A 13,106-nucleotide genomic window follows, 5' to 3' on the forward strand; every position below is an offset into this window, starting at 1 on the left:
GAAGTATGCCTTCACTGAATGTGCAGCCTATTGCAGCTTCAGAAGATAGGACATCAGCAGCAGCCGCGTCCCAAGTGCCCTCCTATGAAGCGGATAGCTACTGGATAATGATAAGACAGCGATTTATGAGTCACAAGCTTGCTGTAGCCGGCCTTATAATGATGGGATTTTTGATTCTCGTTGGTATATTCGCTCCATTAATCGCGCCATACGATCCAAATGCGATTATAGGAGCATTCTCCGCATCCCCTTCTGGGGCTCACTGGCTTGGAACGGATCAGGTAGGCAGAGATGTGCTCAGCAGGTTAATTTATGCTACCCGGGTATCGCTTGCGGTAGGTGTTATCACCGTAATTCTGTATGTACTCATAGGTACAGTGGTTGGAGCCATTGCTGGTTATGTCGGGGGATGGGTGGACATGCTGATTAATCGAATCATTGATGTGTTTATGTCATTTCCCAGCATGATGGTCATTCTTGTACTCGTAACCGTACTCGGTACAGGGCTCTCGAATATTATTATCGTACTTGCCTTGCTTGGATGGCCTGCAGTTGCAAGACTGGTGAGAGGCAGTGTTCTCTCACTTCGGCAAACTGAATTTGTGAGAGCCGGGATCGCGCTTGGTTTCAGTTCACCTCGACTCATCTTCGGACATATTTTACCTAATGCGATGGGACCTATTCTTGTAAATGCTACATTTGGTGCAGCTGCTGCGATTCTATCAGAATCCTCTCTAAGCTTCTTGGGAATGGGAGTTCAGCCGCCGGCTGCAAGCTGGGGGAATATGCTGAATGCGGCACAGTCTATTACTGCACTGACCACTCAGCCTTGGTTATGGATTCCGCCGGGGCTCGTTATTATACTATCTGTACTATCCATTAATTTTATAGGTGATGGAATTCGTGATGCGATGGACCCGCGCAGGACGGGTGCATGAAAGTAGAGGTAATATGAAGAATACCAAGCTTGATTTACTGAAAAAGTATCCAAGAGATGCACTGCTGTTTATAGCTGCCAGCTTCGTCAATTCCACGGGCAAAGCGATTATGTGGCCATTAACTACACTATATGTTCACAACGTAATGGGAAAATCTTATGGTGAAGCCGGGCTGATTGTGTTATATCAGGCGCTGTGCAGTGTAATCGGTGAAATCGTAGGGGGGAATTTGTATTACCGGCTTGGCCCGAAGCTCCTGATTACCGGCTCGTTTATTCTGTCTGCTGCCGCGCTGTATGGTATAGCCTTCACTGACAGCTGGCCGGCGTATATTTTATGCGTATGCTTGCTTGGCTTTGTTAACGGAATAGCCCTTCCATCATTGAATGCCTATGTCGGGTTTCGTTGGAAAGAGCATCGAAGAACACTGTATAACCTCATGTATGTGTGCAACAACTTTGGTTTGTCCATTGGAGCGATGGTTGGTGGTTTGATTGCTTCTATTTCGTTTACATTGACCTATACGTTTACAGGAACAACAACACTCTTATTTGCTATATTTCTGCTTTTTTTTATGCGTATACGAGCAGGCACCTCTTCATATTCACAGCCTCAGTCCATTCAGGATACTCGTAAGGAGCCTAATATAATAGAAGAAAGTAACCCGCTTAAGGAAGAGGAACATTTGGATCGAAAAGGCTTATTTAAAAACATGAGCATATACTTGTTTATTTCACTTGGTGCGATGTTCTTCTGGATTTCTTTCTCTCTCTGGTCAACGGGAATAGCTCCTTACATAGACGAGAAGGGGATGGATCTTAAGTTCTACAGTCTGCTGTGGACAATCAATGGTTTTGTAATCTTGTTCGGACAACCTTTTACTACCTGGATGAAAAGCCGTTTTGCACACACGATTGTTAGGCAGATGTTTGTAAGTGCAATATTTTCAGTTATGGCGTTTTCCTTCATCCTGTTCTTCCATGATCAGTACATTTATCTCGTCCTTGGCATGATGCTGGCGACGATCGGTGAGATGATGCTGCTGCCTGCAATTCCTACATTTTTCTCTGAACGAACAGGCTCTTATGCACCTTTCTATATGGGATTGTCCGGGGGATTTGCCAATGTGGGAAGAATGATTGGTCCGTTAATGTTTGGTAATGTATATGATCTCTGGGGAATTGTTCCGGTTATTTTTCTTGGCACGATGTCTTCTTTTGCTGCACTGCTGATGTTCTATATTCATTCCAATTTAAATAAGAGTGAAGAGCCTGTGCATACCATATCGTTAAGAGCTGAGACTCTGGGGAAATAAGCTTGCTGTTGTTTTTATCTATGAATAGACGAAAAACCGTCGTTTGTCTAAGCGCAAATGACGGTTTGTTGTGTACAGCTAAATTCGGCCTTTGTATTTACCTGTTCCAGTCATATTCAACTTCACATTAATATTGCGTATGGACTCCTTGTTCAAGAAGAATCCCCTAGTTTCCTTGAGCTTATAAAACAACTTGGGATCTACTCGATACAAAGCTTGGCTTAACTTGAACGGATCACATTCTTTTTCCAGTCCCTTCTCGAAGGTGAACTGAATTTCTTCTCTGATCGCGGCATTCCCCATTTGAACAATTTCTTGCAGTGGCCTGTTTTCCAGGAGCTCGGTTAGTTCGCCATCTATATTTACGGTAAGATCAAAGACAGGACGATCCCCTAGAATTACAGGCCTCACATGGAATTGAGGATGATACAGCATAAGCACGGCGATAGCAGCTTCTTTTTTGGGCAGTCGGATCATGGTGCGGTCTAGATTCTCCTGAGACCATTGAATGCCAATAAGATCCTCAGCAGACATCCAGTTTTTCATTTTGTCCTTCTCAAAAAAATAAGCTCCCGTTAACTCAAACAAAGGCTTCTTGGTATCATCTTCGGACCACTTCTTCCGTGATATGGAAACGGATGGAAGCGGCGTTGGATTGCCAGGCTCATTTAGTCCTGCAATGAAGCGATTCCCGATTTCGGGTAGAATAAATGATCGCTGAGTGTTGACCTGCGCACCTGAGTAAGCAATAGATTCCAAGGGAGACATGTTAAACAGGGATTGAACCTGCAACATATCCATCATATTTTCTTTTGTTCCATAGACGAATAGATTGTAGCGAATTTCTCTATAACGGTTCAAGCCATTATAGATATCGGTGACCCCTTTTTTTAGCAGATTTTCGGAGAGGAATACGACCTTTAAATGGCCCCAAAACATTCTCAGCTGAGAGGTTGTATTCATATCTGTAAGTGCCCCAGTAACTGTCTCCCCTTCTCCGATACCTATCCATACCGGGACTTCCTTGCCAAGCTCCATGTTTTCTGTTTTGGCCACATTGGCAAAGTTAAGTACCTGAACATAAGCTATATACTTTCCATCAACATAATCGATACCGACACCGGTGACATAAGCCATGTTCTGAATGTCTTTCGAATCATCACAGCCCTGACACAGCAGCAAGGCCATCGCAATAGCAAGTCCGACAAGTCTTCTCCTCTTCATTCTGTACCTCCGGCTCGATCTGGATCCTGTGGATGGAGACTATCAGGACGAGTCCTCATATTGTTCCATGGAAATCGGAGTACAGATTTAAGCATTTCTTTGAAATGAAGAGGGGAGAGAGGTTCTAAATAATTGACTCCGAAGGATTTGAGATTCGCCATATATGCAACAAAAAGAACGATACCTAAAATAACACCATACATTCCAAGAAAGGAAGAGAACGCAAAGAAAATAAATCGTAAAAAGCTGGATGTCGTGCTGATCGTCTGGTTGATGAGCGTTACACCTGCAATAGCCGTAATAGCTCCGATAACAACAATGGAAGGAGAGACCAAGCCGGCACGAATAGACGCATCTCCAATGATTAAGCCGCCAATCGATGTTAACGTAACACCGATTGCACTGGGGAGCCTGACTCCGGCTTCTCTGAATATTTCTAGCAGCAGAAGCAGGATGAACATCTCGATCTGTGCTGAGAAGGGTATCCCCATACGTGAGACAGATACCGTTGCCAGCAAACGAAACGGAATTTGATCCTGGTGAAATGCCATCAGAGCGACCCATATGGAAGGGAGAAATATAGACAAAAATAAGCATAGGCCTCGAAGAAGCCGCACAAAAGTGACATAGGAATAATTAAAGTGAATGTCCTCAGGCGACTTTAATAACAGACTTATCCCTGCGGGAGCAACCAATAGCATTGGGTTTCCATCCACAACAAGAATGAATCGACCGGCAAGCAGGGAACTTACGCAATAATCAGGTCTGCCGGTATAGTCCATTAGGGGGAGCACTTTGTATTTGGAATTGGTTAAGAAGCTCTCGACCTGGTTGAGTGAATAGATGCCGTCGGTATCAATTTTGAGAAGTCCAGTCTGTATTTCTTTTAATATTTTGGGACTCAGCACATCCTCGAGATATAATAGCGCCACTTTTGTCTTTGTGCGTCTTCCGAGTGTATAGGACTCTACGCGAAGAGACTGGGTGCGCATTCTTTTGCGTATTAAGGCTACATTGGTAACCAAATCCTCGATAAAGCAGTCTCGGGGGCCTTTGACTGAAATCTCCGTGTTAGAATCGATTGGTGATCGTTTGGGTGTATTCGCTAGAGCAATTTGAAAAAAGAGCTGCTCATGTGGAAATATGAGGAGCAGATCTCCTTCAAAAATGATATCGTCCAGCTCATCCAGACTCGGTTCTTTTTCTAAGGAAATTACCGGTATAGAAGCCGCGAGTCGTTCCTCGGATTGCTGAAAACGATTGAATTGTTCATAATATTCTTCAAGCTTCGGCAATACGTTTCTGTATACCCGGTCCGTATCGCAGAGCCCAATCGCATAGATAAGGATAATGTTAGAATGTTCATCCTTGCCCAAGCTGCATACCTGGACGGATACGTCCGCAGCGCCTTCGTACCTGCTCTTCAGAAACTCCGGATTACTGATGCTCTTCAGCTGATGTTCTGTCATATGCCGGCTCCTTTTTTCGTTTGTTAAACACAGAGATGAGCGCCCATAGGATGGATAAAGACAACAAGAGGATCAAGCTAAGCGGCACATAATGATGAAACAGCCATAAATAGAAAGAGTACTCATTGAGTGGGAACAGGGCGCCGACAGCATAGGTCGTCATGACCACGATGATAAACACGCTGCGAGTTATTTTTTTCTTGAACGAAATGATTTCGCACAGGATAAAGACCGATAGGCTGACTCTTATGCAGGCACCAGATAACCACTGAAAAATAGACAAGAAGTCAAGATGTTCAATATATTGACCGATCTTCACCAATCTCCATTGCTCGAATGGGGAAGCCATCTGTTTGGATGCTTCAACAGGTCCGAATTCGGTAATAGCACCTATGATGGGACCAAGTGTGATCATGATTGTGAACACTCCATAGATATATAGCTGCCACAGGCGTACTTTGTGACTTAGGTGATGTTGGAGAAGGAGTATGATGATAAATTCTACAAATCCTCCGCCAGCATAGAGCATTCCTTCAATGACAGGCCTGGGACCATGCTCAAGAATAGGCTGCAGCAAATGATAGTCTTTCAATGTTGTGTTGGATACGGCAACGAAAATACCCAGCCCGCTAACGAGCGGCAGCAGTATACCTGACGTAATGGCGATAACATGGATTCCCCATAGCACGAGTACCATACATAACAACACTAGAATCAGGACCAAGAAAAAATCAGAGCTGGTAGGCAAGTAATTGGACAGATTCCATTTAATCGTGTGAATAACGGTGGTTCCGCCAATTAAATAAAGAATGGCAAGCATAGGCAGCATCAATATCCATGCCACAATAGGATGAGATTGGTCAGCAATCCAGTCCATCCATTTTCGTTGGCCGGATCGATGCATCAGCCACCGAATAAGCGGAATCCACAGCAGGAAGAGTGCTCCTGCTGCAAGGACAGCAATCCATGCGTCTCTTCCGGAAGTGTCCAGCAGCATTGGATTAATAATGACGTGATTAGCCAGACCATTCATTAAAGCCAGCATCATAAATAGCTGTAATATGTTTAGAGCGCCTTTGCTCTCTGTCATGTCATCACACTCGTTTACTAAATGATGTCATTAATTTGTCCCAAACGAAGGAATTATTATGCAATAAGTAAAACCGAAGGGTAAAAGTTCAGAGCCCAATGTGGATTTATGAGCAACTTTAGAGTATTCAATCGCGTCCTAAATTAGAGGAGGTGCTGATCATGAAAATCCGATTCCAAATGATATGGATGTTACTGCTTGTATGTACGATTGCAGGATGTGGTCAGAGTACGGAAGGGGAGCCTGTCCCTGATCCCGGAGTTGACCAAGGCGTTGTGGAGCCGAATGAGCCCGAGGCAGTAATCAAGGAAGCGAGAGGAACGCTTACAGGTCTTGCCGATCCGCACACGGCTGAGATTGTAATCGATGGCGAGCCAACAGCCTTTCAGTTAGGTGAGGGGATGCAGGATGCGATTGCGGAGGTGGAAGAGAACAGCGTGCTTGAATTTAGGTATGAAGAGCGGCCGATTGAAGGCCAGGATTCGCTGAAGCAGTTGGTTCTCATTGAGATTATAAGCTCTGCACAAGGAAGTGAGGGTCCTGAAGGCATAGATTCCGAATCACCGGAAGACGGAAGACCTGCCGTAACAGAGATCGAATTGCAGCTTGAAGGTACGACGGAGCAAAAAGAAGCAGAGCTGGTTAAAGCAGCAGCTGGATATTCTTTATATGTGTTTGATATCTTCTCCTTTAATCCAGAGACAGGTGTGTTGTCTATGGATGTGGATCCGGGTTATGAGGTGAAGATCACTCAAGAAAACGGTGATACGGAGCTTGCACAATTAAAAGAAGAGGGGATGACCAGACTCTCTAAGTATGGCACTGTTGAAGAACAGGACAGTGACAGCATCGATAAGGCGAGCCTGTTTCTAAAAGTAAGGGAAGAAGCGACAGGTAATTCTTATGAATATATCGTCAAGGATGTTGAAGGCACTTGGTTTATTTATGAGGTGTCGATCCCGCAAGGCGAGCCGACGGAAGGATTTAAACCTCACGCCTATGCTTCACTAAATACCATTGAGTTAGATCGATAGTGGTTCTGATATGAGGAAACAAAGGTCCGATACCGATTAACGGTTCGGACCTTTGTTTCGTTATTTAGGAGTCATCACTCATGAATAAACGCTTCCGAAATTTTCGAGGTGATATGCCCTCCTGTTTGGTGAAACAGGATGTGAAGTACGCAGCCTGATTAAAGCCTACTTCTTCAGCGACCCGGCTGATGGACAGATCTGTTTGTAATAGCAGCAGCTTTGCCTGTTCAATTCGGTACTGCAGTAAATACTCGACCGGAGAACAATTAAATTCCTTCTGCATGCAACGTGCGATATAGACAGGATGAAAATTGATGTGCTCTCCCATAGTCTGAGCTTTAAATTCCTCTCGATAATACTTGCGTATATATGCAGCGGCTTTACTGGCGCACGTAGAGGATGGTGAGGAAATCGGCGGCTCAAGTGCTCCGGCCAAATGCTCCATCAGCTCTTGAAAAACAAGCTGCTGCTTCCATAAGGATGGAGTATGATGACCGTGCTGTACCAGCCCAGTTAATGTCCGAAGCAATTCCTCTGTTGTGTCTATGCTTGGCAGCGTGCCGAACTGAGGGATCTGCAGCGTAAAGTAATTCGGGACCATTAATTGCAGCTCGGAAGAATCATGACTCGGAAGCTTCAGAGATGAAGAATCCGTGCTCCACGAGCCAGAAGATTGAAAATGCAGCCAGTAATAGGTTGTATCCTCTGAGCATTCTTTCGTCCCGTAATGGTGCGCATCCGGCCTAAGAATTAAATATTTCCCTGCACTGATCTGATAGGCAGTTCCGTTCTCTGTCACTTCAAGCTCACCAGAGAGCACAACCAGCAGATCGAAGATTCCAATATTTCTGCGGTTTGGATGCTTACCCGCCATAGGTCCGATACAAATCCCGCTCATGATATACTCCGGCAGCGGAGGAACGGAAAAATGAAGAATCGTCATATTAAAGCCCTTTCATTTCCTTAGGTTTGAATATTATAAGTTTGAGTTCATAAAATGATATTATCCATTTAGTATACCATCTATAATTTGAAAATGTTGAAGCGTTTGGATCGCTTTCATTAATAAACGCTTATTTTGTTGTGGAGGTTGGAATATTAGATATGGATAGTAAAAAGTTTACGTTATGGGTGCTGGCATGGCCCATATTTATTGAACTGTTTCTGCAGTTTCTGCTCGGAGCAGTCGATACATTAATGGTAAGCAGGATATCTGACGATGCCGTCGCCGTTGTCGGATTCTCTAATCAGCTGTTCCAGGCAATGACGGTCTTGTTTACAACAATTGCCAGCGGGGCAGGGATTCTGATTGCTCAGAAGCTGGGCTCAAGCAAGAAGCAGGATGCACGTATTATCGGTATAATGGCCTTTAGCGTGACCACGCTGATTGGCATACTGTGCAGCGCTGTTCTGTATGTGTTCCCCGAACAAATTTCTACAATGCTGCAGCTCCCAACCGGATTGCTGCCGCTCGCAGGGACTTATATTTCCATTGTAGGCGGGGGGATGGTGCTCGTCGCGATGATGGCAACGATGAGCACGGTGATTCGGAATACAGGAAATACGAAGGGGCCGATGTATGTTGCCATCGGCATGAATATTATCCACGTCTTCTTTAACTATGGATTCATATTCGGGGCCTTCGGTTTCCCGCAGTGGGGACTTACTGGAGTAGCGATCTCAACGGTCGTAAGCCGGCTTTTGGCTGTATTACTGCTGTTCTACATGTTCCTTCGTTCATTTGATTATAAGATACAGTGGAAGGAATTCCGGATATTCAACAAGCCTTTGTTCGGCGAGATTATGAAGATCGGCTGGCCGCTCGGGGTCAATTCCTCCTGCTGGGTCTTTACACAGCTTATCCTGTACTCTTTTATCGCGACGCTGGGATCGGCAGAACTGGCAGCCAGAACTTATATGAACACATTGGAATCGTTCTGTTTCCTGCTCGGTTCCTCCATTGCGATGGCAGCCCAAATTCAAATTGCACATCTGTTTGGTGCAGGGAAAATAAAGGAAGCATACCGGAGTGCCTACAGAGCACTAGGTATCGGAGCAATTTATGTTGTAGTCAATGCTTTCATCCTCTTTGTGTTCGGCAGACATATATTAGGCCTGTTCACCGATGATCAGACCATCATTGCGATCGGAGCCTCCTTGCTGGGAATGAATCTGATCTTGCAGCCGGGGAAAATGCTTAATATGGCACTCGGCAGCTCGCTCAATGCGATTGGAGATACAAGGTTTACCATGTATATCTCACTAGGATCGATGTGGATCGTAGCTACAGGGCTCTCTTACGTACTGGGAGTTCACCTAGGATGGGGCCTGATCGGTATTTATTCCTGCATGATCGCTGATGAATATTTAAGAGGAATTCTGTCTTACTATAGATGGAAAGGAAAGAAATATTTGAAGAAGGCAGAAGTGAGCAATGAAGTAGTAACTCCTCCTTCACTAGATACGATACCTTTAACATAATGAAAATGTTAGTTCAATGAAGAGTTCGTCTTAGTATAAGACAGGGCTCTTTTTTTGTTTTCATTCAAACTTGACATAAACTTTGACATACAGCTGTATAAATTACAAATTGTGAACGGGAATTTATATAGAGTATTTATCATACTTGAATACACCTATGAAATATATATTGACATCATATGGGGAGTTAAGTTTATAATAACTCAAGATAATGACAAAATTGTATTTATACGTAAGTGATATTATGTAAAGTTAGGAGGATTAAGTTAAGTTATATGACGTAGCTCGATGTAAAAGTATAATTTCCGGGAGGTTTGTGAATGGAGTCATTTGTTAATTGGTTAAACGGTATTATATGGAGTGACGCATTAATCTATCTATGTTTAGCGACAGGACTCTTTTATACTTTTGCAACGCGTTTTATGCAGGTAAGAATGATTAAGGAAATGTTTAAGCAGATGTTTAAAGGTAAAAGCTCTGAGGCGGGGATATCCTCCTTTCAAGCCTTATCCATGGCCTTGGCGGGAAGAGTCGGTACAGGTAATATCGCAGGTGTCGCAACGGCCATCGCGTTTGGGGGACCAGGTGCGGTATTCTGGATGTGGCTGATTGCCTTCCTGGGTGCAGGCTCTGCATTTGTCGAAGCAGCACTGGGGCAGGTGTACAAAACGAAGCAGAACGGTCAATTCCGCGGGGGCCCTGCCTATTACATAGAAAAAGGCTTGAATATGAAATGGTATGCGGTACTGTTTGCAATCGTGACCGTACTGGCCACCGGTGTCCTTCTGCCAGGTGTTCAGGCAAATAGTATTGCATCGGGAATGTCGACGGCATTTAATATAGATCCGGTTATCACAGGAATTATTCTCGTCATTCTTCTGGCTGTCATTATCTTTGGCGGAGTTAAGCGGATTGCGAATGTCGCTCAGATCGCAGTTCCATTTATGGCCGCAGGCTACATCATTATGGCATTCCTTATTGTAATTATGAATTTCTCTGAAATTCCAGCCGTATTGAGCATGATCTTTTCAAGTGCATTTGGTGCTCATGCAGCCTTTGGCGGAATTATCGGGGCTGCTATCAGCTGGGGTGTAAAGCGAGGCATTTATTCCAATGAAGCAGGACAGGGAACGGCGCCGCATGCGGCTGCCGCTGCTGAAGTATCCCATCCTGCGAAGCAGGGCTTGGTTCAGGCATTCTCAATCTATATTGATACATTGTTTGTATGCTCTGCTACGGCTTTCATGATTCTGATCACGGGAATGTACAATGTAACTCCTGAAGGTGCGGATCCGATTGTTAATAACTTGGGTGATGTTAGCCCAGGTCCTGATTTCACGATCAGGGCAGTAGAGACCTTCCTTCCAGGCTTTGGTGCTCCGTTCATTGCGATTGCTCTGTTATTCTTTGCCTTCACAACAATCATGGCCTATTATTATATGGCTGAGACGAATCTTGCTTATATCAATCAGAAGACCCGTAGGATTTGGACCGAATTTGTGCTCAAGCTGGTCATCCTAGCTGCTACATTCTATGGCAGTGTGAAGACAGCGAGCCTTGCATGGGGACTCGGAGATATCGGCGTTGGCAGTATGGCTTGGCTCAATATTATAGCCATTCTCCTGCTCACTAAGCCTGCCCTCAAGGTACTTAAAGATTATGAGGCGCAGAAAAAAGAGGGTAAGGACCCTGTTTTTGACCCTGTTAAATTGGGGATCAAGAATGCGGAGTTTTGGGAGAAGGAGTATATTCCAGAGGTACCAGCAGACAAGAAGAGTAATAATACATTAAATTTCTAATCCTAATGATTAGAATCATTTCATGATACAGGATCTCCGCTTCTCAATAGAGAGGCGTGGCCAGTGCTCGGGCGTAAGAACTGGTCCTTCCTATTTGATGAGCACCATCAGCCAAAGCCCGCATATTACAGCGTGACGAATAGAGCTTTGACGTGAATATATGGTATGATTGCAGTGAATGTACAACATTGACTGTGGAGCTGACAGAATGCGCAATAATAAATGGAACAAATATACAGGAATTGGACTGATACTCGTAGGCCTGCTCGTTATGACGCTAACAGGTAGAGATCAATTCATTGGATTTATCCCCATGCTGATCGGTCTTGTGTTTGTAGGAATTTATGCGGCGAGGACGTTTAAAGAAGTACGGAAAACGATGGATAACCATGACGAGTAGGATATAGACTGAGCAAGGAACTCTGCCTGAGAATTCTCAGGCAGAGTTCCTTTTTTTGATGCCTATAATGAGCGTTCCTTCTGCTCCATAAGATAAGAAGGGTGAGGATTCATAAATAGCTCCTCAGGTTCTTCATCATACAGCCGGATGCTTAGTACGACTCCCATGCAAGCCATGTTAATGAGCAGTGAAGATCCACCGAAGCTGAGAAAAGGAAGTGTAATTCCTGTCAGGGGCATTAAACCGATAAACATTCCGATATTCTCAAATATTTGATAGAGCAGCATGGACACGATCCCTACAATAATGACAGGACCTTCGCTGCTCTTGCACTCCAGCGCAATGGTAATGAGTCTATGGACGATAATGAAGTACAGAAATAAAATAACGGATACACCAAGAAATCCAAACTCCTCTGCGGCAACAACAATAATCGAATCAGAATAGGTATAAGGGACAAAGCCCGACTGAACGTAAGCGCCGCCGAGAAAGCCCTTGCCAAATAGTCCCCCTGAAGCAATAGCCAGCTTGGCATTATTGGTATGGTAGGTGGCATCCTTGCTCGCTTCATCGGGAAGAAGCCAAGCATCAAACCGATCCAGCCAGTGCTCCTTGTCTATATCCGTCAAGAAGCTGGTAATCTGATCATGAAAACCGATATACGATTTGATTCCTCCATACACGAGTACCGCGATAAGTAACATAATCAGCAGGGTATGTATACTTTTCATATTGCCTATCCATAGAATACCCAGCAGAATCACGACATAGCAGAGCGCGTTTCCCATATCATTCTGTACCATTACGAACGCGAAGGGAACGAAGGTGAGGAGAGAAATGGGAACAACGTCTTTCCAGAAGAAGAGCTCACGCTGCTTGGCTGCTACGATAGCAGCAAGACTCAGAATCAATATAAATTTAAACACTTCTGCCGGCTGAACGTTAACAGGACCTAAGCTGATCCAGCCTTTGGCCCCATTAATGACATCTCCAAAAAAAGCAACATAGAGAAGCAGTAATAGACCAGCCGTAAACAGAATCCAATGATATTTAATGAACAGCTTGTAATTAACAAATGCGGTCCCAAAAAGTACGACAAATCCAAGAATATAATAGAGCAGCATCGTCTTGTCAGAGCCGGCCATGATCGGATCAGACTGAATGCCGCTGTGAATGAGAAGAATGCTCGCAACCATAAAAAAGCATAAAATGATAACGATCGTCCAGTCCATTTTCTTAAGATGGGATAGCATGGTTAACTCCTCTCTATTTGTTGTCTCTTCTATTAAATTATAGTGCACGCATCTAATCTTTACCAATTATCTGTGTGCAGGCTTAACAGCTCTACTTACTATG

General features: G+C 44.4%; 11 protein-coding genes. 6 read left to right on the forward strand and 5 right to left on the reverse strand.

What is annotated here, in order from left to right; all coding sequences use genetic code 11:
* The first annotated feature begins 5 nt into the window (after nucleotides 1-5).
* Both opp4C and PUW25_RS11275 read left to right on the forward strand, forming a co-directional pair.
* On the forward strand, nucleotides 6-938 hold the full coding sequence (gene opp4C / locus PUW25_RS11270; RefSeq protein ID WP_274337042.1) for an oligopeptide ABC transporter permease: 933 nt from the start codon (nucleotides 6-8) through the stop codon (nucleotides 936-938).
* Nucleotides 907-2,253, forward strand: coding sequence for an MFS transporter (locus tag PUW25_RS11275; RefSeq protein ID WP_274338292.1), 1,347 nt, complete (start codon nucleotides 907-909; stop codon nucleotides 2,251-2,253). The genes opp4C and PUW25_RS11275 overlap by 32 nt, the downstream gene beginning before the upstream one ends.
* Before the next feature lie 78 nt (nucleotides 2,254-2,331).
* Here PUW25_RS11275 and PUW25_RS11280 read toward each other — a convergent pair whose 3' ends face one another.
* The 3 genes from PUW25_RS11280 to PUW25_RS11290 are packed head-to-tail and all read right to left on the reverse strand — an operon-like array spanning nucleotide 2,332 to nucleotide 6,036.
* Nucleotides 2,332-3,477, reverse strand: coding sequence for a Ger(x)C family spore germination protein (locus PUW25_RS11280; RefSeq protein WP_047914239.1), 1,146 nt, complete (start codon nucleotides 3,475-3,477; stop codon nucleotides 2,332-2,334).
* Nucleotides 3,474-4,946: a spore germination protein gene (locus PUW25_RS11285; RefSeq protein WP_274337043.1), complete on the reverse strand. Its 1,473-nt coding sequence runs from the start codon at nucleotides 4,944-4,946 to the stop codon at nucleotides 3,474-3,476. Before PUW25_RS11285 ends, PUW25_RS11280 begins: the two co-directional genes overlap by 4 nt.
* A complete protein-coding gene (locus PUW25_RS11290) occupies nucleotides 4,915-6,036 on the reverse strand; it encodes an endospore germination permease (RefSeq protein WP_205053207.1) in 1,122 nt (373 codons plus the stop codon). The genes PUW25_RS11285 and PUW25_RS11290 overlap by 32 nt, the downstream gene beginning before the upstream one ends.
* Before the next feature lie 161 nt (nucleotides 6,037-6,197).
* Between PUW25_RS11290 and PUW25_RS11295 the strand changes: the two genes are divergently transcribed.
* Nucleotides 6,198-7,070 carry a hypothetical protein gene (locus PUW25_RS11295; protein WP_205053206.1) on the forward strand — a complete coding sequence of 291 codons (873 nt, stop codon included), beginning with the start codon at nucleotides 6,198-6,200 and terminating at the stop codon, nucleotides 7,068-7,070.
* Nucleotides 7,071-7,134: 64 nt separating this feature from the next.
* Here the strand turns inward: PUW25_RS11295 and PUW25_RS11300 are convergent, their stop codons facing one another.
* A complete protein-coding gene (locus tag PUW25_RS11300) occupies nucleotides 7,135-8,013 on the reverse strand; it encodes an AraC family transcriptional regulator (RefSeq protein WP_205053205.1) in 879 nt (292 codons plus the stop codon).
* A gap of 161 nt (nucleotides 8,014-8,174) precedes the next feature.
* Here PUW25_RS11300 and PUW25_RS11305 point away from each other — a divergent pair, with 161 nt between their 5' ends.
* From PUW25_RS11305 to PUW25_RS11315, 3 genes are all read left to right on the forward strand, one after another.
* A complete protein-coding gene (locus tag PUW25_RS11305) occupies nucleotides 8,175-9,551 on the forward strand; it encodes an MATE family efflux transporter (RefSeq protein ID WP_370510384.1) in 1,377 nt (458 codons plus the stop codon).
* 320 nt (nucleotides 9,552-9,871) lie between these two features.
* Nucleotides 9,872-11,350, forward strand: a complete 1,479-nt coding sequence (locus PUW25_RS11310; protein ID WP_274337044.1) for an alanine/glycine:cation symporter family protein — start codon at nucleotides 9,872-9,874, stop codon at nucleotides 11,348-11,350.
* Nucleotides 11,351-11,558: 208 nt separating this feature from the next.
* Nucleotides 11,559-11,750 carry a hypothetical protein gene (locus PUW25_RS11315; RefSeq protein ID WP_047914233.1) on the forward strand — a complete coding sequence of 64 codons (192 nt, stop codon included), beginning with the start codon at nucleotides 11,559-11,561 and terminating at the stop codon, nucleotides 11,748-11,750.
* A 62-nt stretch (nucleotides 11,751-11,812) separates the two neighbouring features.
* On the opposite strand, the gene PUW25_RS11320 is transcribed toward PUW25_RS11315, so the two are convergent.
* The gene (locus tag PUW25_RS11320) at nucleotides 11,813-13,003 is read right to left on the reverse strand and encodes an FtsW/RodA/SpoVE family cell cycle protein (RefSeq protein WP_274337045.1); all 1,191 of its coding nucleotides are present in this window, start codon (nucleotides 13,001-13,003) and stop codon (nucleotides 11,813-11,815) included.
* Nucleotides 13,004-13,106 lie beyond the last annotated feature (103 nt).

This window comes from Paenibacillus urinalis (genome assembly GCF_028747985.1).
Taxonomy (GTDB): domain Bacteria; phylum Bacillota; class Bacilli; order Paenibacillales; family Paenibacillaceae; genus Paenibacillus; species Paenibacillus urinalis.

What these genes read in the sequence shown, in the direction of transcription:
- opp4C (WP_274337042.1), top strand. Translation starts at nt 6, where the DNA reads ATGCCTTCACTGAATGTGCAGCCTATTGCAGCTTCAGAAGATAGGACA.
- PUW25_RS11275 (WP_274338292.1), top strand. Translation starts at nt 907, where the DNA reads ATGCGATGGACCCGCGCAGGACGGGTGCATGAAAGTAGAGGTAATATG.
- PUW25_RS11280 (WP_047914239.1), bottom strand. Translation starts at nt 3,477, where the DNA reads ATGAAGAGGAGAAGACTTGTCGGACTTGCTATTGCGATGGCCTTGCTG.
- PUW25_RS11285 (WP_274337043.1), bottom strand. Translation starts at nt 4,946, where the DNA reads ATGACAGAACATCAGCTGAAGAGCATCAGTAATCCGGAGTTTCTGAAG.
- PUW25_RS11290 (WP_205053207.1), bottom strand. Translation starts at nt 6,036, where the DNA reads ATGACAGAGAGCAAAGGCGCTCTAAACATATTACAGCTATTTATGATG.
- PUW25_RS11295 (WP_205053206.1), top strand. Translation starts at nt 6,198, where the DNA reads ATGAAAATCCGATTCCAAATGATATGGATGTTACTGCTTGTATGTACG.
- PUW25_RS11300 (WP_205053205.1), bottom strand. Translation starts at nt 8,013, where the DNA reads ATGACGATTCTTCATTTTTCCGTTCCTCCGCTGCCGGAGTATATCATG.
- PUW25_RS11305 (WP_370510384.1), top strand. Translation starts at nt 8,175, where the DNA reads ATGGATAGTAAAAAGTTTACGTTATGGGTGCTGGCATGGCCCATATTT.
- PUW25_RS11310 (WP_274337044.1), top strand. Translation starts at nt 9,872, where the DNA reads ATGGAGTCATTTGTTAATTGGTTAAACGGTATTATATGGAGTGACGCA.
- PUW25_RS11315 (WP_047914233.1), top strand. Translation starts at nt 11,559, where the DNA reads ATGCGCAATAATAAATGGAACAAATATACAGGAATTGGACTGATACTC.
- PUW25_RS11320 (WP_274337045.1), bottom strand. Translation starts at nt 13,003, where the DNA reads ATGCTATCCCATCTTAAGAAAATGGACTGGACGATCGTTATCATTTTA.